This window comes from Gottfriedia endophytica (genome assembly GCF_017814275.1).
In the GTDB taxonomy this organism is placed as follows: Bacteria; Bacillota; Bacilli; order Bacillales; family Bacillaceae_G; genus Gottfriedia; species Gottfriedia endophytica.
This window is the reverse complement of the sequence record NZ_JAGIYQ010000011.1, coordinates 93,161-119,406: the sequence shown is the minus strand read 5'-3', so window position 1 is coordinate 119,406 and position 26,246 is coordinate 93,161. Positions and strand designations below refer to the sequence as shown.

The window sequence follows — 26,246 nt, the reverse complement described above, 5'->3', positions numbered from 1 at the left end:
ATCAAAACTCTTTGACTTCTCATGATTAAACTTGTATTTTAGAAGAAAACAATAATTGAGGGAAGATATATGAGAAAGTCATTTTACCATTATATGATGAAGCATCGAAGTGAAAAAATTAAAGATCAATTAGAAATGCTTGCTGATTTTATGTATAACGATCATTCATTTCCAAAACATACAAGTGAATATGATGAAATCAGTTCTTATTTAGAATTAAGTGGTTCGTTAAAATTTCCAATGAGTGTATTTGACGAAGCCTGGAATTTATATTTAGAAGAAGTGTAAGGTACAACAATGGTTGTATCTTATTTTTTTTGGCTCTTTTCAAAAGATTTTTTTATAACTGACTCTAAAAGATTGTTGATTTTAAGATTTATAACTTGTAAGACAGAAGTTGATTCGGGCGGAAGGTGCGAGACTCCTGTGGGATTAGCGGGAAGGCTGAGACCCCGCAGGCTTGCCGAGGAGGCTAGCTCACGCCACGCGGAAAGCGAGCATCCTGGAGGTGTTATCAACTAACGCATTCTAAATTAGCAACAAAGTATGGGAAATTAATTGGGCTATTCCTTCTAATAAAATAGGTAGTGAAATAACAGGCAATAAAACCAACTACGCATATATTACAGTAAAACACTGGAATCACGGCAATAAAGGAGGGGTAGAAATGACTAAGAAAAGGCAGCCTAAATATAATGTAGGTGATATCGTCGTGATTACTCTATATGGAACTGTTGGGAAAATAACAAATATAAAATTAATGGATAGTGTATTTGTTTATGAAGTAAACAACCATGAAGGGCTATTCGTTGAAAATACATTACAACTATTAAATGAATATGATGGCAAAAAGATACAAAAAGAATGGATTGAAGTTAGTTATTCATTTTCTTTTGGTGACCTAGTTCAAGTCAATGGATATGAAAAAGAAATTTTTCGAATAGTTGGCTATCGAACTGAAGTATGGCGCTATAAAAATGATTCGTGGGAAGATACAATTTATGAGTTAGCCAGAATTACTGATGGTGAATGGCTTGAAGCTGATGAAATTGACTTAACTTTAATCGCAACTGCACAAACCGCTAATGTTTTATTAAAAAAAATGAGAAATGATAAGAACGGAATCAATAAATTAGATCTTGAAAAACTTCGTTCAATGAACAATTTTAATAAAAATCGAAATAAAGCAACAAAACAAGAACTCATCGATGGCTTGCTTGATATCTATAATGACTATGCCGTTTTATTTAATCTATTTAATGACGAAGAATATAAAATTGTAATGGACCTTGTCTTAAAAAATCTAAATAAATTTTCTGAAAAGAAAACTAATTAAAAAGGAAAATTAGATCAATTGAAGAATGATATGAATAAAAAAAGGTATGCCTATAACTAATAAAAAGATAAATAGAAAAGTAGTAAGTTTTTCTACTATTGTTTCAAAAAGCTCTTCATTCATAATAAAATGTGTTACTTGTCTTACGATTTGGTTTGATTCTTTATATAGCTTGTCCTTTTGTTCCATATTAGACATCCCCTTTACTCAGGCTAGTAATTTTAATTGAGTATATGTGTCGATTTAAAACAATATTCATAGAGCTACATATATATTTTTCTAATTTAAAAAGTTTTCTCACATATTTTCGAATCTTTTTCATATTAACTAATAAGGGGTGATGCTAGTGAGGGAAATCGAAGTGGTGATTGACACGGAAGAAATTGCAGAGTTTTTCTATCAACAGCTCATTCAACGAGGTTATGTACCAGAAGATGAAGAAATTGAAGAACTTGCGGATATTACTTTTGAGTATTTACTGGAAAAGTGTATGATTGATGAAATTGAGGAAGAAGAATAGTCATGGAAGTGGCGACGGGAACCCTCGTCGTTTTTCATTTAGGTGGGAGGAGAGAGCTTGAAGAAAAACAGTTTAGGACAAGTATTCGGTGCAATTTTATTATTTATTTTAGTAGGTAGTATAATCAGTACTAAATTTATTCAGAATGTTGATCAATTGGGATTTAATGTAATGAATAAAATAGATTCAACGAATGTTGACAATGTTTCTTATTTTTTGAGAGATTTTGGCTCTACAAAAGCATACATATTCTTTTCAATTATTTTTTTAGTAATAGCTGCAATGAAAAAAAAGGTTATGAATGGAGTGTATTTACTAATCACAGTTCTTACATCTCGCGTTTTAGTAACAATCTTAAAAGGATTTTATGATCGTCCAAGACCAATTACAGCATTTTACCATGAAAGCGGATCTAGTTTTCCGAGTGGACACGCCTTAATGGCAACTTGTTTCTTTTTAACGCTTTGTTTTCTATTAATGATTACATTCCCAACTCTTCAATTATATAAAAAACAGTTAATACTGGTTGCGATACTACTGATTTTATTAATCTCTTTAAGCCGTATTTACTTAAATGTCCATCACGTTAGTGACATTGTAGCAGGATGGTGTTCAGGTTATGTTTGGTATGTGATCTGTAGAAATACGTATTTGTTTTTACTTAGAAATAGACAATTTTAAATAGATGAAAGGTTCTAGAATATAGTTTGTGAAACAATACAGAAAAGTGCCAAGCTATCCCCATTAAGTTAGTAGTAAGTTACTTAAAACTTAATGGGGTAAGCAAGGCACTTTTTTAGTTAGATTATTCTTGTTTTCCGCGATCGAATCTTTTTCTTCCTGGTGATGGTGTGTCAATTGCTACTGTATTCGCAGCATGTTTATGCGCGTTTTTCTTTTTGCCTTTTGCCATTTAAATCACTCCTTTCACATACTATTAGAGTTTGTTGAAAGGAGAAATGTATACATTGTAGATCTTACTTATATTGAGATAAGAACTCAGAAACTTGCTCTGGTGTTTTGGCATTTGCACTATGTAAATGTCCGATTTTTTCTCCGTTTTGATACACTAATAAACTTGGAATGCCCATTACTTGTTGTTCTTGTGCTATTTCAGGAAATTCATCTCTATCCATTTCAAACCATTCAAATGAAGGGTGTTCTTCAAAAATCTCCCCAATAAACGCGTTTAATCGACTACAATCGGGGCACCATGTTGCGTAAAATTTTACAATTATAGGTTTTTCACTTTTAATTACTTCTTCGTATCTTGATACGTCTTTAATATTTTCCACGATCATTACCTCCTAATGATTTAATACACTGTTATTGTTACTGAAAAACCAATAATTTACAACTTAAATGTTTTATTAAGTATTTTTTTAGTAAGTTTCCGTTATGAGCCATACACACGTTCGTATGAATGGTATACAATAGAGGTAGAAAAGAGAGGAGTGTAAGGATGAAAATTCTACATACAGCGGATTGGCATTTAGGAAAAATTGTACATGGTGTACATATGACAGAAGACCAACGATTTATTCTTGAACAACTAATTGAGATCATTAAAGAAGAAAAGCCTGATGCAGTTATGATTGCAGGAGATTTATATGATAAAAGTGTTTCGCCTACGGATGCGATTGAGCTATTAAATGATATATTGAAGTCAATTGTCATCGATTTGAAAACACCAGTTTTAGCGATTGCTGGAAATCATGATAGTGCCGAACGAATAGAATTTGGATCTAGTTTTATGCAAAAAGAAGGACTTCATATCATTGGAAAATTCCAATGTCCATTTAAAAAAGTGGTATTAGAAGATGAGTTTGGAGAAGTACATTTTTATTTAATTCCGTATGCGGAACCGAGCATTGTTCGTTATGTCATGAAAAATGATGATATCTTAACTCATGATGATGCAATGAAAGCAATTGTTAATCATATTCGCGATCATGAAATGGACAAGTCTGCTCGAAATATCTTTATTGGCCATGCATTTGTGACAAATAATGGGGAACCTTCTGATGAAGAAACAGAAGGTGAGCGTACGCTTTCGATTGGAGGAGCAGAATACGTTTCCCATCACTATTTTCAACATTTTGATTACACGGCATTAGGACATCTACATCGTGCACATTTTGTTGGAAATGAATCAATCCGTTATGCAGGTTCACCTCTGAAATATTCATTGTCTGAGGAACATCATAAAAAGGGATGTTTTCTTATTGAATTAGATGAAAATGGTTTGAAATCAATTCATAAAAGAGAATTTGCACCTCTTCGTGACCTTCGTACGGTAGAAGGTTCATTAGAAGAAATTAGAAAACATCCAAAAAATGATGATTATGTTTTTGTTAAACTAACTGATCAACATGCCGTTTTGCATCCAATGGAACAAATTCGAACAGTTTATCCTAATGCAATGCACGTAACTCGAAAGAGAGAACAGCCAACTTCACTAGACAAGGCAGAGCGGCTTCAACTCGTAGAAAAAGAGAAAAAAAACCAAATAGAGCTATTTCAAGCGTTTTATAAAGAAATGACAAATACAGGGTTAAGTGATGAAAATAATGAATTTATGAAAAATCTATTAAATGAGATTTTTGTAAAGGGGGAGTAAAAAATGAAACCAATCAATCTTGAACTCCTTGCATTTGGACCATATAAAGATCGAGTAAATGTTGATTTTAAGAACCTCCAACAAAGAGGACTGTTTGCAATTACTGGTCCTACGGGAGCTGGTAAAACAACAATCTTTGATGCAATTTGTTTTGCTTTGTTTGGGGAAGCAAGTGGAGAAAACAGAAATGACCAAGCATTATTAAGAAGCCACTTTGCTGATGATGAAGTGTATACAAGCGTTGAATTACGATTTGAATTAAAAGGAAAACAATATATTATTTTTAGACAAAGAGGACACCAAAAGAAACAAAATAAAGGGGTAACTGGTGATAAAATCGAGTTTTATAAAATCGAGAACGATGAAAAAGTACCCTACTGCCAAGAGTTTAATAAAACATCGATTGTAAATAAGAAGGTAGAAGAACTTTTAGGGATTAATGCTGACCAGTTTAAGCAAATTGTCCTATTACCTCAAGGTGAGTTTCGAAAATTATTAGTTTCAGATACAAAAGATAAAGAAGAAATATTACGCAAAATATTTAGAACAGAGTTATATGACAAAGTTAAAGATGCGATTGGAACTGTTAAAAGTCAAATTAGTAAAGAAAATGAACAAATTAAACAGATCATTCGAATTAAATTAGAGGTCGTACAAGAATTACTATTTGAAAATGGAATTGACATTTCAAAAAGTGAAGAGCTAAACATTCATCAAATTCAGTCAATTTTAACAGACCATTCAACTATCTTAACAGATGAATTGAAATTAATGGCTGAGAACGAAAAACTTTTAAAAGAAAAAGTAGAGTCGAAACAACAAAAACTATTTTCTGCAGAAAAACATAATGAAAATATTAATCGTTTAAATGTCATTAAAGAATTGCTTGGAAAGCTAGTTGAAGAGGAAGTTCAAATTCAACAGAAAAAGAAGCAGTTAATCATAGCACAACAAGCAGAAAAGGTTGTTCCTTATGAAGCTGATCTAAAACGCCTAACTAATCATCTAAAACAAACAAACGAAAAATTGATGCATGAGAGCAATTTACTAGAAGAAGTAAAGATAAAAATTGACCAACTTGCAAATGAAATGACTACACTTCCTCTTAAAAAGAAAGATCTACTTAGTGCGGAAAATCAAATATCGACATTACAAGAAGTAAAAAACGTACTAGTTGAATACGATCTGCTGAAAGAAAACTTTTCTAAGGCAAATACTCAATTTCAAGTCCTAGAACAGGAAGAGAAGGCGATAAAAGTAAAGGTTGAAGTCGTCAAAGAAAAAGTTACGGGTTTAAAGAATGAACTAGAATCCTTATCAAATGTGAATGATCTTTGGACAGAAAAGTCCATTTTGAAACAGAAAATGCATCTTAAGGGTGGACTTGTAAAACGAATTGTTACTGCGATTACAGAAGTATCTCAGACACTTTCTAAGCAGGAATCATTAAAAAAACAAGTTGATGAATCAATGGCTGAAGTTCAAAAAATTGAAGCTGAAATACTACAGCAAAAATCTGCTGTTTTAGCGAAAGAATTAAAAGAAAATGAAGCTTGTCCTGTGTGTGGAAGTTTGCATCATCCTGTTCCAGCAACATTTACTGGGAATATTCATGAAGAAGAATACAATGTAAAGAAGGAAAAAACAATTAACCTTCAAAACGAATTGTCAGTACTAATTGGACAAGTAACTCAACAACAAGCTGCAATCGAAACAGATAAACTTCATTTTTACGAAGAGTTTGGAGAATTTGAATTTACGAAAGAGAGTTTGCTTGCATTTGCAGATGAATACAATCAAGTTGCTTTAGAACTTAAACAATTGGAAGAGAAAAAGGCTGTTGCTGAACAACTAAACAAACAAATTAAATCAATGGAAATGGACTTAGAAAAACTAAGTCAAGTCCATTCAGAAAAAACTAATTTAGTTGAAAAGTATCATCAAAAAGTGAATGAACTAAAGCTAAATCTTGTTCAACTCGAATCAAAACTTCCTGAAGACCTCAAAACTTTAGAAGAGTGGACAAAACGTGTTCTGGAATTTGAGAAAAAGATTAAAGAGTTATCAACATACATTCAAACGATTGAAAAAACATCCACTGAATTAACTGAGCAAAAAACGATCAAAGAAACGACATGCCAACATTTACAAACTGAACTGCTACGTTTAGAAAATGAAGTAAAGCAATCAAGTAATTTATTTGATATGAAATTAAATGAATATGATTTCAAAGATGCCAGCCAGTTTGAAGAAGCAGTAAAATACATTTCATTTATTAATCAGTATCAGAAAGACATAACAAAATTTGATGAAGAGCGTTCACGCTTAGAAACAGAGAAAGACGTTCGTGAAAAACAATCAACTTCAATGGAATTAATTGATACAACTCTCTTAAGTGAAGAATTGAAGTTATTGAAAATACAGGTTGATGGAATTGTAAATGAGCTGATCAAAATTGAAGAACAAAATAAGAAGACGATTCATCTAAAAGAAGAGTTAACAAATTACTATTCAGAGTTTCTTCAAAGTGAACAACAATTAAGTAATCTAACAGCACTATATAATGTTACAAAAGGTGATAATGATAAAATGGTCTCTTTTGAAAGATATGTTCTATTAGATTATTTTGAACAAATCATTGAATCTGCGAATTTACGTCTAGATCATTTATCAAATGGACAATATCAGCTTCAGCGAAAAGATATGGTAGAAAAAGGCCGAAAACAAAGTGGACTTGGATTAGAAGTATATGATTCATACACTGGACTTGCTCGAGATGTAAAAACATTATCAGGTGGGGAACAATTTAATGCATCCCTTTGTCTAGCTTTAGGTATGGCTGACATCATCCAAGCACATCAAGGTGGCGTCACAATTGATACATTATTTATTGATGAAGGTTTTGGCTCATTAGATGATGAGCTTTTAACAAAAGCGATTGATACATTGATCCAGTTACAAAAAACAGGAAGACTAATCGGAGTTATTTCACACGTTCAAGAAGTGAAGGATGCAATGCCTGCAATTATTGAAGTCCGTAAAACAAATCAAGGTCATTCTGAGCTTTCAGTCGTATTAAAATAAGTTGCAAGTGAAAAGATAGATAGAAAATACACTAATTGTAAAAGCACTTTTCCAGGAGGATCAATGAGGAATTTTGCAAAACCTAGAGTGGTAGTTAGTAAATGTATCGAATTTGAAGCTTGTAGATATAATGGAGAGCTGTTGCACGACGAAACCGTTCAACAGCTCGAACCTTTTGTTGACTATATCCCAATCTGTCCAGAAGTTGAAATTGGACTTGGAACACCGAGAGACACGATTCGAATTGTTGAGATTAACGGGGTAGAGCGATTAATTCAGCCTAGTACTGGAATGAATTTAACTGACAAAATGAATGCATTTAGTGAAAATTTTCTAGCTTCTCTTACTGATGTGGATGGATTTATTCTAAAAAATCGTTCGCCGAGCTGTGGCACCCGGGACGTAAAGATTTATTCTAATAATGGGAAAATGCCAGTTCTATCTAAAGGTAGTGGTATGTTTGGACGCAAAGTTTTGGCACAATTTGGACATGCAGCGGTAGAAGAAGAGGGGCGCCTGAAAAATTTCACCATTCGTGAGCATTTCTTTATAAAGTTATTTACACTTGCTCATTGGAGAAAAATGAAAGAAAAACCAACCTATCAAAAGCTGCAAGATTTTCAAGCATCTAATAAATATTTGTTCATGACCTACAGCCAAACAAAATTAAAAGAATTAGGAAGAATCGTTGCTGAGCACAGAAAAATAGATCTAGAGATAATTTACAATAAATATGAACAACTACTATATCAATTACTAAGCAAAACTCCACAATATAGGTCTCACGTTAATACATGTCAGCATATATTTGGCTACTATTCTAAGTCTTTATCAGACAAAGAACGAAAATACTTTTTAGATTTATTGGACAAGTATGTTGATAAAAAAGTTCCTTTAAGTGCAGTTGTTTCGTTACTAAAATCGTGGGCGATTCGATTTAACCAAGAATATCTGCTCAGTCAAACATATTTTGAACCTTACCCAGAGGAATTAGTTGCTATATCGGATTCTGGGAAGGGAAGGGATTATTAGAGGGGATTAGGGGAAAGAAAAAGATGATCATTCAATGTACTAAAAAATTAGCAGATGAAATGAAATTAAAAGTATCTAAACCAGATTTACTGAATGTAAATCAAATTTATTGCTGGCATGCACATTTATTTAAAATTGGAAGAAAAAAGTGTGTTTTAGTAATGAACAATGTGACAAGGTATCATTTTGTTTTATATGGCTTAGTAAAAAAGGATTTTGTTATGTTTGAAGAAATTGTAAAAATGAATATTGTCTCAAACTTTCTTGCAGATGGGATTAACCCTGATCATGTTGATTGGTATATTAATCAACTAGGTGATATTCAATTTTACGCTACAAGTGACAGAAGTATCATATCACAAATGAATGATTCGATATTATCATTAGAATATATTATTTATTATGAAGCAGAGAGAGGTAATACCATTGATATATTTGAAATTAACCGTGATCTTAACTGTACACCAATGATGAAAATACCAAAGTATCCTAATAAAATGATGATTGATGCTTTAAATGAACAATATTCGAAAAATTAAATAGTTTATTTAATAAATCCCATGAATATGGAAATCTTCTTAGGATTTATCTTGACAGGGTAGGGGGTCGCTGGTTCAAGTCCAGTTGGGATCATACAGTCGAGAAGGCTCAAACCCTTGATATATAAGGGGTTGAGCGTTATCTTATATTTGGATATCCTCTACCTTTAAAAGCTATCATTCCTATTTGTTTTAGGAGATTGATAGCTTTTTCTTTAGTTAGAGTTGATGTAAAAGGAATTTTCTGGATGTTTATACTTTTCTTTTTTTTAAAACGCTAAATTCCCCCAAATTTTTGGAAAACATTATTCGATAATCCTTTAAATTAGATTTTTTTCGCAATAAATTTTGTTTAATTCCTTATCTAAATTGGCCAAATGAAGGTATTTTTGTCGTAAAATATCGTTGGTAAAATTTGATTTTCCCCCAATACACAAAATTAGAAAACTCCAGTAAAATGATTTTAATGTTTTAATATTAGGAATATTACGAACATTTCTAACGGAAATCAAAAATTTGGTTTGAGCTAATGATTTTCACATTCATTACGCTCTATCAGGGGGGAAACCATGAAGCAAAGAAAAAAGATGAGTAAGAGAAAGATATGGAAAGTATTTTCGATCTTTGCGTTGAGTGCAATGCTTTCAAACGTTGTATTGCCTCTTGGTTTGAAACAAGCATTTGCTGATACTAACTTAACTCAGCAAACTGCATCTAATGGCACTTTTACTGCCGATGAAGTAAACCGTATTCTTGACGGACTTACTACCGAGCAAAAAGCAAATATTAACAAGCTTACTGGTGCAGATAATGCACAAAAAATCCATGTGGACCAAAAAGATTTACATAGCTCAAAAAATATTAATGTAATTGTTCAATTTAAAGAAGATCCCGCTAAGATACAAATTATTAAGCAATCATTGGCAAATGGTGGAGCAACTTTAAATAGACAAGATTTTGCAGCTGAATATTCAGACGCACAAAACAAAGTTGAAGAATCTCATACTAAATTTAAAACCTTTGTGAACACTCAACCTAAAACTACAGTTGTTGGCGGAAAATCTGTTAACACAACTATGAGTATTTCGAGAGAATATTCAGAGGCATTTAATGGAGTAGCTTTATCTTTACCTTCAAATCTCGTTGAAAAATTATCGGAAAATCCAGAAGTTGCTTCTATATGGTCAGCGGTTGAATATACTGTAGCTGATCAAGATAGTACATCACAATCTTCAGGTACAAGTGATAATGTGGGTAAGCCTACATCAGGACTTACTTTATTGGGTATTGATAAACTTCAAGCAGAAGGAAACACAGGTATTATTAAATCTGGTCCTCGTGCTGGCAAGAGAGTGAAAGTAGGGGTACTAGATACAGGTATCGATTACAATCACCCTGATTTAAAAGCTGTATATAAGGGTGGACATGACTTTGTCAATAATTCAGGAATCGATTCAAAAGGTAATGTAATTTATGTGGATGACAATGACCCAATGGAAACAACTTATAATGATTGGAAAGCAGCTAAGTCGAACCCGGATCCAACTGTAGGACCACCACCTGGGGATTATAAGCAGTATATAACATCACATGGTACTCACGTTTCAGGAACAATTGCTGCTAATACGACAGATAATAATAATGTCTATTCAGCAAACGGAGTAGCTCCAAATGTTGACCTTTATGCTTATCGTGTTTTAGGACCAGGTGGACATGGTACATCAGACTCTGTATTGAATGGCATTGATCAAGCAGTAAAGGATCATATGGATGTCATCAATCTTTCACTTGGCGCATCGGTTAATAATCCGCTTTATCCAACTAGTATCGCTATAAACAACGCTACTTTATCAGGTGTTGTATGTGATGTTGCAGCAGGTAATAGTGGTCCAGGTACAGCTACTGTGGGCTCACCTGGAACATCACCGTTAGCAATAACAGTTGGAGCAAGTACAATTCCGGAAGACATTCCAGTGATGACAATAAATAATGGCTCAGCTTCCTATAAAGCTCGTTTGTTTGGTAAAAACTTCGCACAAGCAGATGATGAATTTAAAGGGAAAACAATTCCTATCGTTGATGTTGGTTTAGGTAGTGTAGCAGCTTACGATGGAATTAATATGTCTGGTAAACTTGCTCTTGTAAAACGTGGCGGAGAGTATTTACAGACAAAGATGGCAAATGCTAAAAAAGCCGGAGCAGAGGGTATGATTATCTGGGATAACACTGAGGATTCCGATAACCAAGGATATATTGCAAGTTTCTTAGGTGTAAGTATGGATAATGTATACTCTATTTCATTGACTCAAGCGGAAGGGCAAGCTCTTTCAGATGAAATTCAGAAGGATCCTAAATCAGCAAGCATTACGTTCCCATCTACACTTGATCCAGCAATTTCTAAGAATGGAGACGAATTGGCAAGCTTTAGCTCAACAGGACCTGTTTCGAATTGGTCGATTAAGCCAGATGTTGTAGCACCTGGTGTAGATATTTCTTCAACAGCTCCATACGATATTTGGGAGCCACAAGACAATACAACACATGATTATAAATATGATTATCAGATTATGTCAGGTACTTCTATGGCAACTCCTCACGTTGCAGGTATTTCAGCATTGGTGTTAGCTGCTCATCCAGATTACACTCCAGCAGATGTAAAGGCGGCATTAATGAACACAGCAAAAGATATTAATACAGATTCAAAGACTTATAGTGTATACCAGGTCGGTGCAGGACGTGTTGACCCAGCTCGTGCGATTAATGCAGATACTAGAATCCAAGTTTTAGATAAAGCAATTACGCAAGATAATCTAGCAGACGCATCAACATTACATGAAGTTGATAATCTTACTGGAAGCATGTTCTTTGGTTTTAAAGGCAGAGGAGAAGGTTCAACGAACGGTTCTGATGACGTTATTGCATCAAAAGACTTCAATGTAATCAATCAAGGAACTAGCAGTAAAACATTTAATGTAAGTACTGAATATATTTCAACAAAATTTGCTGGATCGAATAAAGTGTGTCCGGGTACAGGAAATGATGTTAATATTGATTTTACTGTAGATGGGAAAAATGTGTCATCTATTAATGTTGGCGGAGAAAGTACTGTTAAAGCAATGGCAAAAATTACAGTACCGTCAAATTCGTTAGAGGGAACTTACGAGGGTTATATTAGCCTAGTAAACTCTCAGGACTCATCTGAGTCTTATCGTATTCCGTTTACGATTACAGTTGCGGAAAAAGGAATTAATAAATTCCAAGTAGCGATAAAAGCGGCGGCAGAAGGAAATCTTTCAGCTTATTATTTATCGGTAAATAATGAAATGGAAAACTTATATATTGCCATAAAAGACAAGGATGGAAAATATATAGGTATAGCTAACACGTTATCAAACGGTAGTAATTTGATCCCAGGTGTTCAATATGGACCACTTATAACACTTTTTAGAGGATTTTATCTTCCATTTACAAAAACATATGATGGAACGTATGATCAGTCTGGCATCTCAAACAAAGTGGAAGTGCTAAAAGAAGGTGCTTACTCGCTGGAGTTGATCGCAACTGGTAAAGATGGAAAACGTTACACAGCGGAAGATACGGTCTATGTTGACGGTACACCACCAACAATGAAGATGGATCAAGACTCCAATGGTGGAATTTATGAAATTGATACGACAGGATATTTGCCTGGACAAGAAATAAAAGGATTCTATGGTACGGTTTATGACTCGAACATAGATGTGATGAAAAATAATGGAGAAACGTCAGTGCCAAGTCCTAAGGATGGCATAACACCAGTTCCAGTTGATCAAGCATTGAACAGTGTTATAGGTTATCAAGATAGTATGTTCCCAACAGTTTACTTTAATACTGATGCGAAAGGTCGTTTTCATTTTGGTGTGACGGCTGAGGACGTTGCAAATAAATTGGGTAGTGAATTTTATATTGACCCTGTTGATTATTCAGGTGAAAGTGATGGAAGTATAAACGGACAGACTTATTATTTTATCAAAAAGGGAAATCCGTATGTTACATTAACTTCATCTAATGGAATAGACGCAGGTCTAGGTAACGAAGATAAATTGGTCATCGATGCGAATAAACCATTCAAAACGACTATCACAACTAAGTATGGTGTTGGAATGACTGGCGGTAAATTTATGCTGAACAGTAATAGTGTTTACGAATTTAGCAATATCCGACTAACGGAGGAGTATAAAAATTACCTGATCGGTAAGGGGATTGATCCAACTAAAGTACTTTCAGTCAGTCAACCTTATGTTCATCCAATTTATCAAAAGGGTAAAACAACAGATGTGACAATTTCAAATATAGGCCCAGCTGGTGCACTTGACCATGATATGCCGATTATTGAAGCAGATGTGACTTATAACAGCCCTGATCCAATAACAGGACCATTCGAGTATCAATTACTGCAAGCGAATTTAACTTTGTCAGGTGAGGATACACGTGTTGCATGGTTTCCAACAAATGTACCTTATGTAAGACAGAATATCTCTGTACTTAGAGGGCAAGTGGCAGCGGAATCTTTCGCAAGAAATAATGTAAATAACCAATATCCTCAATTCACGGTTGATTCTGGTGCGAAGGTAACTGCTATTGATGATAAAGGTAAAAAATTTACAACGGACCAACCAACATCATTTAATAATACAATGGCTTATACGTTTATAAACCCTTATTATGCTTTGACAATGGATGTTAGTGACAAGCCGTATTCTGTCGAAGCAAGTGTACCAGGACACTTTAAAGGATATGAAAAAACACCTGTAATTGGTGAAAACAAATTCGGTTATCAATCAGGTACTGTAAAGGATATTCGAGGTCTATTCCCTATCCTTTTAGGTGGGGATGTAAATGGTGACAACGTAATCGATATGAAAGATTTACTGAAAGAAATCGATGTCTATTACCAATATAAAAACTTAAATAATTTTAATAATCCAGCGAATACATTAGCTAATAAAACTGCATTCTTAAACACGAACCGTGATGCAGATATATATTGGATTAAGCCAAGTGGATTTGGTTACGGAATTGATTATAATGACTTCTATTTCATCTTTAAAAACTTTGGTCAACAAAATCAAAGTGCAATTGATGCAGGGGTAACTGTTCCAACTGCACAATTAACAGTAGATCAAGATAAAACGATTACAACAGACTTTGCAGGCTCAATCACGTTAAATGCCGGAGATACATTACAGCAAGTTATGCAAAAACTTAATTTTACAGCTCCAAGTCAACAAATCGTAACAACACCAAAGCTACAAGACTTACAAAATGGCGCAACAATCTCACTTGTTCCTACAAGTACGGTGTTCGTAGATGATGTAGTATGGAGAAAATCAATTACAACAATCATGCTAGGTACAACTGATGTAACAAATTTAGTGAATATATCACCAGCATATATGTATTATGATCAAAATGGTGTTCAACAGACTATGCCATCTAAAATTACGTTCCCTGGATCGTTATTCCCAACGGCAACGAATTACACAATGACAGTAAAGGCTACAGGATACCAAGATGTAACTAAGGCTTTCACAGTCTCAGCGGTTCCAATTCCAACGCCTGTGATTCCAATCATTACTGATCCAACAGTAGCGCATATCGGACAGGATTTAACATTAACATTCCCAGAAAATGCGAACTGGCGAAATGGTATCAATAAAGTGATTGTGACGACAAATACTGGAAAAAGTATGGATATAAGTAATTTAATCAATCCAGATACAAATCAAAAATATTATGACATCAGTATGCCAGGTAAAATTACGTTCAATGCGAAAACATTTATGACAGATTCGACACTTGATCCGAATAATGGTTCAACGTATAATCAAGCGACTGTCAACCCTGGTGGAAAAAGCTATCTGCCACAACTTTACAGATTTACGATCGGCTCAATAGGAACAGATGGCACTGTTTATCCAGATTCCATCGCAGGTTACGATCCTGTTTACACAGGTCAACAGCCAGTTGGATTCACTATTAATTTTGACAGCCAAGGCGGTACAGTAATTAACCCGATGGCAGTAGGATACAAGGCTGATTCAAGTAGATCGAATGGTCCGAGTAGTGATTTGGTTTCATATATGAGGCCTGCACCAACGAAACCTGGTTATAAGTTCCTTGGGTGGTTTAATGAACCAACTGGTACAACACTGTGGGATCCATCGCGTGCTTTAACAGCAGACAAAACTGTTTATGCAAAATGGCAAATGAATACGACACAAAGTTATTCACCAGTTGATAAAGCGAACCCGAATGGATTAAAATTTGACGGAAGTAACGGTTCTGTAAGTGGAATAGGATGGGTGCTTGGAGAAGGCGATTTAAAAATTAATATCCCTGATTATTTAACGAATGTTTCTTGGTTAACAGGAAAAGACAAAATTGCAAAAATAGAAGCGAAATTCTATGCAATGAAGAGCGATGGCACAACAGAAACGACACCGACGAAGTATACTTTAGACCCAAGTACTTATGACTTGTCGTCAAATGAAAGTAACGGAATCCTATCGTTCAAAACTGCAACACATGATCAAGCTGTTCAAGCAGGTCAAAGTAATTTAGGAGAAAAGTTTGCTTTCAGTGAAATGCCAACGCTTGCAAATTTTGGCGCTATCAAAGGGTATGAATTAACGTTAACATCTACTTCAGGTGAAAATGTCGTAATTCCAAATATACAACTTGGGTATAGACGTCATATTGATTTAAATGCCGGTACGTTAAAGAATGCAAATGACCTATATTTTGCCGATATGTTGGTTAATGGGAAAACAACAGCGCCAAATATGTCTACAGGTTCAACACGCGTAACGAATGGAAATTTAACGATTAGTAACGACCTTTATTTGGATGCAGCGAGTTCAAGTGATAAGAAATCTGATATTACAACAAACCCTAAAGTCCTAACAGATAATTCAACTTTCTATTTATCTTGGATTAAAGTTCCACCAACAGTGAATAAAGACGTTGTAGGAAATATTGTAGGTAGCGACATTACGTTAACATTTACTGATGTTGGCACTTGGAAAAATAATATCAAAGCTGTAATGATAGGTTCTAAAACTCTAGAACTAAATAAAGATTACACGGTTTCGAATAATAATATTACCCTTAAAGCTTCACTTTTCACAAATGGACAAAAGGTCAATGTGACGATTGTTTCAGAAGGATATAAAGATGTTGTGGTGATTGACCAAGTCATCGGTTATACAGTTACGTTTGAGTCAAATGGTGGAGATCCAGTACCATCACAAATCGTGGATAGAAATGCGTCAAAACCAATCGATCCGACAAAGGTAGGCTACAAATTCTATGGTTGGTATATGGATCAAAATTTAACAATCCCATATGATTTTGATAACATTGTGACAAAACCAATCACCCTTTACGCGAAATATGCGTTAGCTGGGTCTTTTGTGACACCAGATACAACGGATAATGCATTAGGGAACAATATTGTGTTAGAGTACGTCGACAAAGATTGGGCAAATGCAATTACTGGTATTGCCATCAACGGTAGTGCAGTAGATGGATCGAAATTCGATGTGGATAAAGTGAACCGAACAATTACTTTAGATAATAGTCTTTTCACAAGAGTAAAAGATTATACGATTACGATTAAGGCTACTGACTATTCTGATGTGACATTCGTTCAAAAAGTAGTAAATGGATATATTGTGCATTTCGTCCTTCCAGGAGATGCTCCGGCTGAACTAAAAGAAGGAACTAAGGATCAAATTGTTGCACGCAGAATCACAACACCAACTGTTCATGGTTATGATTTAACTTGGTTTGCTGATGAAGAATGCACAATCCCTTGGGATTTCACAAATTCCATCTATTCTGCAAAAACAATTTATGGAAAATGGTCACCTACTAAATTCACTGTTATTTTTGATCGACAAGATGGTGGATTAGTACAAAGTAAGACAGCAGAATATAAAACAACAATCACTGCACCGAATGTACCAACAAGACCTGGTTATACATTTGATGGTTGGTACAAAGATGCTGAAGGAAAAAATGCATGGGACTTTGCGACAGATAAAGTAACAGAAAACACAATATTATATGCGAAGTGGAGTAGTAACTCGTATACAGTATCATTTAATAGCGAAGGTGGTAGTGCAGTAGATTCTAAAACAGTAGTCTTTAATACGACTGTTGGAGAACCAACAGCACCAACAAGAACTGGTTATACATTCGATGGTTGGTATAAAGATGTTGAAGGAAAAACTGCATGGAATTTTGCGACAGATAAAGTAACAGAAAACACAATATTATATGCGAAGTGGAGTAGTAATAATAGTATTAACTCGTATACCGTATCATTTAATAGCCAAGGTGGAAGTGTAGTAGATTCTAAAACAGTAATCTTTAATACGACTGTTGGAGAACCAACAGCACCAACAAGACCTGGTTATACATTCGTAGGTTGGTATAAAGATGCTGAAGGTCAAACTGCTTGGAATTTTGCGACAGATAAAGTAACAGAAAACACAATATTATATGCGAAGTGGAGTAGTAACTCGTATACAGTATCATTTAATAGCCAAGGTGGAAGTGTAGTAGATTCTAAAACAGTAATCTTTAATACGACTGTCGGAGAACCGGCAGCACCAACAAGACCTGGTTATACATTCGTTGGTTGGTATAAAGATGCTGAAGGAAAAAATGCATGGAATTTTGCGACAGATAAAGTAACAGAAAACACAATATTATATGCGAAGTGGAGTAGTAACTCGTATACCGTATCATTTAATAGCCAAGGTGGAAGTGTAGTAGAATCTAAAACAGTAATCTTTAATACGACTGTTGGAGAACCAGTAGCACCAACAAGATCTGGTTATACATTCGTTGGTTGGTATAAAGATGCTGAAGGAAAAAATGCATGGAATTTTACGACAGATAAAGTAACAGCAAACACAATATTATATGCGAGGTGGAGTAGTAACTCGTATACAGTATCATTTAATAGCCAAGGTGGAAGTGTAGTAGATTCTAAGACAGTAATCTTTAATACGACTGTTGGAGAACCAACAGCACCAACAAGAAAAGGTTACACATTTGTTGGTTGGTATAAGGATACTATAGGTCAAACTGCATGGAATTTTGCGACAGATAAAGTGACGAGTTCTGTAACGCTTTATGCAAAATGGTTACTGATTGGACCCGTTATTAATCCAATTGATGACAATGATAGATTGATTTCAGGTAAGACAGAAGCAAATGCCACTGTTGTTGTAAAAAACAAAGATATAGTTGTTGCAACAGGAAAAGCAGATGCAGAAGGAATATATAGTATTGAAATCACGCCACAAAAAGCAGGAACTGTATTAACAGTAATTGTTAAAGATGTTGAAGGAAATCAAAGTGAAGCATCATCAATTACAATATTAGATCGTACAGCACCAAAAGCACCAATTATTAATTTAATTGCTGACAATGATACGAAGATTACTGGAATCACAGAAGCAAATGCAATAATCATTGTGAAAATCAATAATATTGTAGTTGCAACAGGAAAAGCCGATTCTAAAGGATTATTTAGTATCAAAATTAAACAACAAAAAGCTGGAACACAGTTATCTGTATATGCAAAAGATACAGCTGGAAATCAAAGTGCTGCTACAAATGTCAAAGTTCTAGATAAAACAGCACCAAACGCACCTAAGATTTCAAGCTTCATTCTAAAAAATAAAAACCAAATTCAAATTAAAGGTACTGCTGAAGCTAATTCTACAATTGTTGTAAAAATTGGTAATAAAGTAGTAACTAATGTTAAAGTATCAAGTAACGGAACATTTACTGTAAACTTATCAAAAGTAGGTAAAGGAAAGAATACAATTACTTTATATGCAGTTGATAAAGCAGGAAACAAGGGTAGTGTAGTAAATCGTTCTGTAATAATTAAGTAATAAATCGTTTGAAGCTGTCGACAAAGTCGACAGCTTTTTTTATAGTACGCAATAATAACCAATAGCTTTGTAAAATATCATATTAATTTAAAATAATTACTCCAAAATGATATTATTCCCCTATAGAAGTCACGAAAAAAATATATGAGTTGGTTATTAAATTTATATGAGACCTATGAATCTAATTTAGGTCAGATTGGTGTGATTGAAAAAAATATAACGGTCAGGAATTTACATTACTGCCTATTTCACATACGAGACAAAATGCACATATTGAAGTTCAAATTACAGAGGATGGTGAATTTCACTCAGCGGTTGTTATTGATAAAAATACTGCCAGTACATTAATTCACTATGGATGTGTGGATTGAAATAACAGAGTTTGGCGCGATAGTATTATAAACAATGTCACATTCATTATGAACATATGTATGTAAAGCTATAAGGACACCCTACCTTCATTTTAACTTATATTCATTTTAACATTGCACATAAATTGCACAGAATTACTGGAAATAATAGATTTAGTAGATTAGATGTGCATATAAATATAATTCATTCTTGATTTAATGGACTTAACGGACTCTTTTTGTACAAAAATACTGTATATTGATAATGTTTTGAAATTGACAGGGTAGGGTCCATATGAAATTTTAAAGATTCAATGAATTGGCCTTTCTTAAAGCAATTTCCTTAGTATTTCAAGAAATGCTAGAGTGGGCAAGAAATATAACAAAAGAAAACTAATATATTTGAAAAAGCCCTTGAACCAAATAGGAACCAGGGTATTATTGAACAGGGATAAATTTGATAAAATATTAATACTATTAAAACATTTCGAGTAGAAAAACTTAGTATTAACTTTTAAACGAAAAAAGAGTAAAATACTAAATGAACTGATTATTAGTAGTAAATTTCAATTTAGATAATAGTTGAGCATCATTGGAATTAAGTGAACTTAGTATAAAACAATGGGGACAATCACAGTGAAAATGTGAAATTATTTTATTAATAAAATTTCTTACTAATAATAGTTAAAGATATAAAGGGAGGTTACTCCTTTTATAATATTGAATTTAATTAATCGCTTAAGGAGCTGGTATTATGTCAAGCAATACTTTGGAAGCGTTTTTATCTCCTCAGTTGGCTGAGTTAAAAGAGAAAGGGCTCTATAATGAGATCAATTCATTACAAGGATCGAATGAAGCTACTATAAAAATTGCTGGGAAAAATTTTATAAATTTATCTTCAAACAATTATTTGGGATTTGCAACAGAACCTCGCTTGAAAAAAGCAGCTATTGATGCTACTGAAAAGTACGGTGTAGGAGCTGGAGCAGTACGTACAATAAATGGAACAATGGATATCCATGATGAACTTGAAAAAGCAATTGCTAAGTTTAAACATACTGAAGCAGCGATAGCCTTCCAATCTGGTTTTAATTGTAATATGGGAGCAATCTCAGCTGTTATGAGTAAAAAGGATGCTATATTATCGGATGAATTGAACCATGCATCAATTATTGATGGATGTAGGTTATCAGGTGCTAAAATCATTCGAGTAAAGCACCAGGATATGGATGATTTACGTGAAAAAGCGAAAGAAGCAACAACAAGTGGTCAGTATGAGAAAGTAATGTACATAGCTGATGGTGTTTTTTCAATGGATGGTGATGTAGCTAATATTCCTGAAATCGTAAAAATTGCTGAAGAATTCGGCTTGATTACATATATTGATGACGCTCATGGTTCAGGTGTTATGGGAGCAGGTGCTGGAACCGTTAAACATTTTGGCTTATCTGATAAAATAGATTTCCAAATTGGAACACTTTCTAAAGCTGTTGGAGTAGTAGGTGGCTATGTTGCAGGGTCACAGCAATTAATCGATTGGTTAAAAGTTCGTGCTCGTCCTTTCTTATTTTCAACTTCATTAACGCCTGCTTCAGCGGCAGCATGTATTGAAGCAATTCGTATCATGTCTGAAGAACCTGAAAAGATTGAAAAGTTATGGGAAAATGGACATTATTTAAAAGAAGGTTTATCGAAACTTGGATTTAATATTGGTAATTCAGAAACTCCAATCACGCCTTGTATTATAGGTGACGAAAATCTTACACAAAAATTCTCAGCGCGCTTATATGAAGAAGGCGTATATGCGAAATCAATTGTGTTCCCAACAGTACCATTAGGAACAGGACGTATTCGTAATATGCCAACAGCTTTACATACTAAAGAAATGTTAGATGATGTAATAGCAATATATGAAAAAGTTGGACGTGAACTAGGGGTAATCTAATCATACAAGATAGTATTGTTCTTTATTATTTTTAAAGGTGGAGTAAGAAATGAAAAAGATATTAATAACAGGTTGTTTTGGACAAATTGGCTCAGAATTAACAATGCGCTTAAGAAAAGACTATGGTGTAGAAAATGTTGTAGCTACAGATATTCGCCGAATTGAAGGAAGTCCTATAACTGAAAATGGCCATTTTGAAATATTAGATGTAATGGATAAAGAAAAAATGCTAGAAATTGCTAAAAAATATGAAGTTGATACATTTATTCATTTAGCTGCTTTGCTTTCTGCAGTTGCTGAAGCAAAACCAACATTGGCTTGGAATTTAAATATGGGCGGATTAGTTAATGCGCTAGAAGTTGCAAGAGAATTAGGATTAAAATTCTTTACACCAAGTTCAATTGGAGCATTTGGACCTGATACACCAAAAGATAATACACCTCAAGATACCCTTCAACGTCCAACGACGATGTATGGTGTAACAAAAGTGGCTGGTGAGCTACTTTGTGATTACTACTTCGAAAAATTTGGTGTAGACACTCGTGGTGTGAGATTTCCAGGGTTAATTTCATATGATACAGTTCCAGGTGGAGGCACAACTGACTACGCTGTAGAAATTTACTATGAGGCACTTAAACATAAAAAATATACTTCATTCATTGGTGAAGGTACTTTTATGGACATGATGTATATGCCAGATGCAATTGATGCGATAGTTAAATTGATGGAAGCAGATCCTACAAAATTAATACATCGAAATGCATTTAATATTACAGCAATGTCATTTGAGCCAACGCAGATTGCTGATTCTATTCGTAAGTTCATCCCAGAATTTACTTTTGATTTTGATGTTGATCCAATTAGACAAGGTATTGCGAATTCTTGGCCAAATTCAATTGATTGTTCTGCTGCAAAAGCAGAATGGGGATTTGATCCTAAATTTGATTTAGACCGCATGACTAAAGATATGTTAGAAAATCTATCTGTAAAATTGAATCTATCTAATGATGATGCAATTAAAGCATAAAAAGATTAAAGATTTGAATGAATGTTAAAAAGAAGAGGATTTTGGTGAAGACACTATAAAATTTTCATTTTTAATCCTAATCTTGAATGAATAATATAAAGGCGATTTTCCGTTTCAGTATGAAACGAAAATCGCTTTTTTTTATATTATTCTTTAGTATATTCCCTTCATAGAGGGCATGATTCGTTTTAGATTAACAGCAATCTACTAAATATTGTTTATAGATACGAATTTTGTAAGTCATGTCATTTTTGTTTGAGAGAAATTTGAGAGTTAGAGTGTGTATGATTTGTTTTGGTAATAAGTTTTATAGATTTTGGCGTAACCGGTGATGATGTAGAAATGATTCGTTTTCATATATAGGAGGTAATTATACTATTTAACAAGTAAATAAAAATTTTTGTCTAAAGATAGAAACATGGAAACTAATGGAGGATAAAATATTGAAATTGCTAAAAAATTTAAAAATTGGTAATAAATTAATTTTGTTAATCTCTATTTCAGTAATTGCACTAATAATAGTAGGATTTACCGGCTATAAATATATGAATACAATGGCAGAAAAATCTAAAGACATGTATAACGATCGATTATTACCCGTTTTATGGTTAGGAAAAATATCATCAAATACACGTGGAATTGATGAATATACATTAGAATTAATGCTTACATCTGATGAGTCTCAAATGAAGGTGCTTCAGGAAAAAATTACACAAAATGTAAAAGAAGATAATGAGTTCTACACTTCTTACAAGAATACCCAATTAATACCTGAAGAGAAGAAACTTTTAGGTTTATATGAAGAAAATCTCAATAAACTTAGGGAATCTCGCAAAAAAGTAATAGAATTAGCAACTGAAAATAGAAATACGGAAGCTTATTCATTGTATTCAAATCAAATTCAGCAAAATAGGGTTTCATTAGAAAATATTGTTGATCAACTAGTAGGTATAAATCAAAATCTTGCAGCAAAATTATATAAGGAAAATCAAAGTGACTCAAAAGAGGCCGCTCTTTTTCTAGTCATAATTATTTTATCTTCAGTGACTTTATGTATTCTTGTGGGTATTCTCATTACAAGATTGATTGTAAGTCCTGTCAAAGAAATTCAAAACCTAATGGAAAAAGCTGAATTTGGTGATTTTACGATTCAAGGAATCTATCAATCTAAGGATGAAATTGGTTTATTAACAATTTCTCTTAATAATATGATTGCAGGCATAAGAGAAATTATTCGAACTGTACATATAACTTCCGAAAAAATTGCAGCTTCTTCAGAAGAATTAGCAGCAAATATGGAGGCAAGTAGTTCGGCTAATGAGGAGTTGTCAATAAGTATTCAAGAGTTATCAGTAGGAGCAAATGAACAGGCACAAAGTTCATTAGAAACATCAAAAATTATTATTGAGATAGCATTAGGTGTGAATCAAGTAGCTACTAATGCTAAAAGTGTTACAAATACAACATTACAAACTTCGAATAAATCAATTGAAGGATTAAATACGATCGAAACCTCTATCAATCAGATGAATCATATCAACGTGAATGTTACCAAGCTTTCAGATGTAATATTAAGTTTAGGTAATCGTTCAAATGAAATTAGTAAAATTACAAAAGTAATTTCTGGCATTACTTCTCAAACAAATTTGCTTGCATTAAATGCTGCAATTGAAGCGGCAAGAGCTGGAGAAAATGGGAAGGGGTTTTCTGTAGTTGCTGATGAAGTCCGTAAATTAGCTGAGCAGTCCTCTAAATCATCAAACCAAATCTCTGAACTTATTTTTGAAATACAAGAAGAAACAAACTTCGCTGTAAAATCAATGGAAGAAACTGTAATAGAAGTTAATAATGGAATAAGTATTGTAGGGACAGCTGGGGAAACCTTTAATGTGATACAAAACTCTATTCAAGAGATTTCAAAACAAGTAGAACAAGTATCAGTGGCAATGGAACAAATGGCGATTGGAACTGAAGAAGTTAAAGAAGCCATAAACAATGTAGCACAAATTGCAGAAGTTTCAGCAGTTGGATCCCAAACAGTTGCAGCTTCTGCTGAAGAGATGTCAGCTTCTTCAGAGGAAATCACATCTTCTTCGACAAATTTAGCAACTATTGCAGAAGAGTTACAATTAAAAATTAACAAATTTAAAATATAAAGTGTGCTTAATAGAAGAGTAACTCATTGGGAATGAAGAAAACCCACTTAAGAAAAAAGTATTTTTCTTTGTGGGTTTTAATCTTGTCAAAGAGCTTTTTTCAATATATGTATAAAAGAATCTCTAATTAATTTAACTAAGCTTCCACATATAATACTTCTCATAAGCAATTTTCATCAAATGAGGAATTGCTCCATCCGAAGCCCATTCAAAAAAGGATGATGCCAATTTTGAGGTTGGATACTTAACCATAAACATACCGCCATCTGTTCCAAGCTCCATTAGTCCAAGTAAACTATCTTGGTATTCTTCTTTTGGTGGTTCACCTTGCAATTGAGAATAGATGTTTTTCGCAGCAATATGTCCTTCTAATTCTGCGGCCCTTCCATTTTTGAGCATTGGCATGTCTTTAATTAGAATGGCATCGCCTACTGCATAAATATTGTCCCATTTGATGGATTGAAGGTGATGGTTGACAATTATCAAACCATTTTCGTGTTCAATATGATTTGAGTTGAAAATATAGTCGGCTCCTCTGTACATAGGTAAAATTAGTGAAAAAGAATAGGGTATTGATTTACCATTACTTAAGTATATTTTTTCTTCATCAACCTTCTCCAAAGTAACATTGCAATAGTAGAGAATCTCTTTTTCCTCCATATGCTTTTCTAAACGTTTAGACGCTTTTTCGGCAGATAGATCTAATAATTCTTCTTCATACGTAAAAAAAGTAATAAGTGATTCAATTTTGTTTTGCTTTAGAAATGCATCCATTTCAAATAAAAATTCATATGCAATAGATGGACCAGGATTACCTTGTGAAATACCGATTACAATCGGTTCTCCCGATTTTAGTGACTCAATCCTTTCCTTAGTTTTTAAGGAATCTTCTCTATGATAAATTGATGAAGTATTTCCTTTTAATCCATCAATGCTCTCATAATCAGGAAATCCACTAGTAGCGATTACTAAGAAATCAAAATCAAGTGTCGTTTGATCTTGAAGTACAACTTTTTTATCTTTAGGAAAAATTTGTTCAACTTTGTTCAAAATAAATTGAACACCAGCTTTTTCAAGAGTACTGCTTAAAGGAAATGAGATGTCATCTATCTTTCGAGAACCAAATGGAACCCAAATAAGTGATGGACGAAATAAAAACTCTGGTTTATCAGAAATCAAAATGACTTCGTGATGACTGTCTTGAAGTTTTTCTCCTAACCATAAAGCGCTATTTAATCCACCAAATCCTCCACCTAAAATAACAATTCGCATAAATATCACCTTTAATTTTCAATTGTAAGTATACTGGCAGTCAATCTAAATTTAATTAATTATGAATGTCGATATTTTATCCATTAACTTAGTTTGTTACTCAAAAATGTGAGATGATGACCTCTTAAATATGTAAATGGAAATCTGTCTTTTTTACAAAATTGGTGCTTAAAAGTTGCTTCGTTACAATGGTTCTATTAGTGCAACATTATAACTAAATAATCAGGACAGATGTGTTTTTCAGCGGAAACTTTTGATTTTGATAGATAAGAGCTTCAGGGCATTTAACTAGGATAATAAGACTTTTATCGATATCTTTAATCAATTCCTAGTAAATGAAGATATTTCTATTCATAAAGAAGTGGGATGTGAGAAAATCCGAGCTAAAATTGAATTAACACCTTACTAT

The 26,246-nt window shown here is 33.6% G+C and carries 15 protein-coding genes and 1 pseudogene; 13 read left to right on the top strand and 3 right to left on the bottom strand.

Annotation, left to right across the window (positions count from 1 at the left end; all coding sequences use genetic code 11):
* Window positions 1-69: 69 nt before the first annotated feature.
* Together J5Y03_RS15160 and J5Y03_RS15155 are read left to right on the top strand one after the other, a co-directional pair.
* Entirely contained in the window at window positions 70-288 is a 219-nt protein-coding gene (locus tag J5Y03_RS15160; protein WP_209406840.1) for a YozE family protein, read from the top strand.
* A 379-nt stretch (window positions 289-667) separates the two neighbouring features.
* Window positions 668-1,336, top strand: coding sequence for a hypothetical protein (locus J5Y03_RS15155; RefSeq protein WP_209406839.1), 669 nt, complete (start codon window positions 668-670; stop codon window positions 1,334-1,336).
* 9 nt (window positions 1,337-1,345) lie between these two features.
* Here the strand turns inward: J5Y03_RS15155 and J5Y03_RS15150 are convergent, their stop codons facing one another.
* Window positions 1,346-1,525, bottom strand: a complete 180-nt coding sequence (locus J5Y03_RS15150; RefSeq protein WP_209406838.1) for a hypothetical protein — start codon at window positions 1,523-1,525, stop codon at window positions 1,346-1,348.
* A gap of 157 nt (window positions 1,526-1,682) precedes the next feature.
* Here J5Y03_RS15150 and J5Y03_RS15145 point away from each other — a divergent pair, with 157 nt between their 5' ends.
* Entirely contained in the window at window positions 1,683-1,856 is a 174-nt protein-coding gene (locus tag J5Y03_RS15145) for a YozD family protein (RefSeq protein WP_209406837.1), read from the top strand.
* A gap of 57 nt (window positions 1,857-1,913) precedes the next feature.
* Window positions 1,914-2,537: a phosphatase PAP2 family protein gene (locus tag J5Y03_RS15140; RefSeq protein ID WP_209406836.1), complete on the top strand. Its 624-nt coding sequence runs from the start codon at window positions 1,914-1,916 to the stop codon at window positions 2,535-2,537.
* Window positions 2,538-2,833: 296 nt separating this feature from the next.
* On the opposite strand, the gene J5Y03_RS15135 is transcribed toward J5Y03_RS15140, so the two are convergent.
* Window positions 2,834-3,157 (bottom strand): thioredoxin family protein, encoded by a 324-nt coding sequence (locus J5Y03_RS15135; RefSeq protein ID WP_209406835.1) that lies wholly within the window; start codon window positions 3,155-3,157, stop codon window positions 2,834-2,836.
* Window positions 3,158-3,318: 161 nt separating this feature from the next.
* Between J5Y03_RS15135 and J5Y03_RS15130 the strand changes: the two genes are divergently transcribed.
* The 9 genes and pseudogenes from J5Y03_RS15130 (at window position 3,319) to J5Y03_RS15090 (ending at window position 24,565) form a co-directional block, all read left to right on the top strand.
* Window positions 3,319-4,476: an exonuclease SbcCD subunit D gene (locus tag J5Y03_RS15130; protein ID WP_209406834.1), complete on the top strand. Its 1,158-nt coding sequence runs from the start codon at window positions 3,319-3,321 to the stop codon at window positions 4,474-4,476.
* Between the two features lie 3 nt (window positions 4,477-4,479).
* Window positions 4,480-7,560, top strand: a complete 3,081-nt coding sequence (locus tag J5Y03_RS15125) for an AAA family ATPase (protein ID WP_209406833.1) — start codon at window positions 4,480-4,482, stop codon at window positions 7,558-7,560.
* Window positions 7,561-7,623: 63 nt separating this feature from the next.
* Window positions 7,624-8,592 carry a YbgA family protein gene (locus tag J5Y03_RS15120; protein ID WP_209406832.1) on the top strand — a complete coding sequence of 323 codons (969 nt, stop codon included), beginning with the start codon at window positions 7,624-7,626 and terminating at the stop codon, window positions 8,590-8,592.
* 23 nt (window positions 8,593-8,615) lie between these two features.
* On the top strand, window positions 8,616-9,131 hold the full coding sequence (locus tag J5Y03_RS15115; RefSeq protein ID WP_209406831.1) for a DUF6933 domain-containing protein: 516 nt from the start codon (window positions 8,616-8,618) through the stop codon (window positions 9,129-9,131).
* A gap of 569 nt (window positions 9,132-9,700) precedes the next feature.
* Window positions 9,701-19,087, top strand: a complete 9,387-nt coding sequence (locus tag J5Y03_RS20020) for an InlB B-repeat-containing protein (RefSeq protein WP_209406830.1) — start codon at window positions 9,701-9,703, stop codon at window positions 19,085-19,087.
* Between the two features lie 144 nt (window positions 19,088-19,231).
* Window positions 19,232-19,437 (top strand): annotated as a pseudogene (locus J5Y03_RS15105) (type I-C CRISPR-associated protein Cas8c/Csd1); the annotation flags it as partial.
* A gap of 754 nt (window positions 19,438-20,191) precedes the next feature.
* Window positions 20,192-21,382 carry a glycine C-acetyltransferase gene (locus tag J5Y03_RS15100; protein ID WP_209406829.1) on the top strand — a complete coding sequence of 397 codons (1,191 nt, stop codon included), beginning with the start codon at window positions 20,192-20,194 and terminating at the stop codon, window positions 21,380-21,382.
* 49 nt (window positions 21,383-21,431) lie between these two features.
* Window positions 21,432-22,409, top strand: a complete 978-nt coding sequence (locus tag J5Y03_RS15095) for an L-threonine 3-dehydrogenase (protein ID WP_209406828.1) — start codon at window positions 21,432-21,434, stop codon at window positions 22,407-22,409.
* Between the two features lie 443 nt (window positions 22,410-22,852).
* Entirely contained in the window at window positions 22,853-24,565 is a 1,713-nt protein-coding gene (locus tag J5Y03_RS15090; protein WP_209406827.1) for a methyl-accepting chemotaxis protein, read from the top strand.
* Between the two features lie 132 nt (window positions 24,566-24,697).
* Here the strand turns inward: J5Y03_RS15090 and J5Y03_RS15085 are convergent, their stop codons facing one another.
* Window positions 24,698-25,837 carry an NAD(P)/FAD-dependent oxidoreductase gene (locus J5Y03_RS15085; protein WP_209406826.1) on the bottom strand — a complete coding sequence of 380 codons (1,140 nt, stop codon included), beginning with the start codon at window positions 25,835-25,837 and terminating at the stop codon, window positions 24,698-24,700.
* Window positions 25,838-26,246: the final 409 nt, after the last annotated feature.

Coding starts and splice junctions, on each gene's coding strand:
- J5Y03_RS15160 (WP_209406840.1), top strand. CDS start 70: ATGAGAAAGTCATTTTACCATTATATGATGAAGCATCGAAGTGAAAAA.
- J5Y03_RS15155 (WP_209406839.1), top strand. CDS start 668: ATGACTAAGAAAAGGCAGCCTAAATATAATGTAGGTGATATCGTCGTG.
- J5Y03_RS15150 (WP_209406838.1), bottom strand. CDS start 1,525: ATGGAACAAAAGGACAAGCTATATAAAGAATCAAACCAAATCGTAAGA.
- J5Y03_RS15135 (WP_209406835.1), bottom strand. CDS start 3,157: ATGATCGTGGAAAATATTAAAGACGTATCAAGATACGAAGAAGTAATT.
- J5Y03_RS15130 (WP_209406834.1), top strand. CDS start 3,319: ATGAAAATTCTACATACAGCGGATTGGCATTTAGGAAAAATTGTACAT.
- J5Y03_RS15125 (WP_209406833.1), top strand. CDS start 4,480: ATGAAACCAATCAATCTTGAACTCCTTGCATTTGGACCATATAAAGAT.
- J5Y03_RS15120 (WP_209406832.1), top strand. CDS start 7,624: ATGAGGAATTTTGCAAAACCTAGAGTGGTAGTTAGTAAATGTATCGAA.
- J5Y03_RS15115 (WP_209406831.1), top strand. CDS start 8,616: ATGATCATTCAATGTACTAAAAAATTAGCAGATGAAATGAAATTAAAA.
- J5Y03_RS20020 (WP_209406830.1), top strand. CDS start 9,701: ATGAAGCAAAGAAAAAAGATGAGTAAGAGAAAGATATGGAAAGTATTT.
- J5Y03_RS15100 (WP_209406829.1), top strand. CDS start 20,192: ATGTCAAGCAATACTTTGGAAGCGTTTTTATCTCCTCAGTTGGCTGAG.
- J5Y03_RS15095 (WP_209406828.1), top strand. CDS start 21,432: ATGAAAAAGATATTAATAACAGGTTGTTTTGGACAAATTGGCTCAGAA.
- J5Y03_RS15085 (WP_209406826.1), bottom strand. CDS start 25,837: ATGCGAATTGTTATTTTAGGTGGAGGATTTGGTGGATTAAATAGCGCT.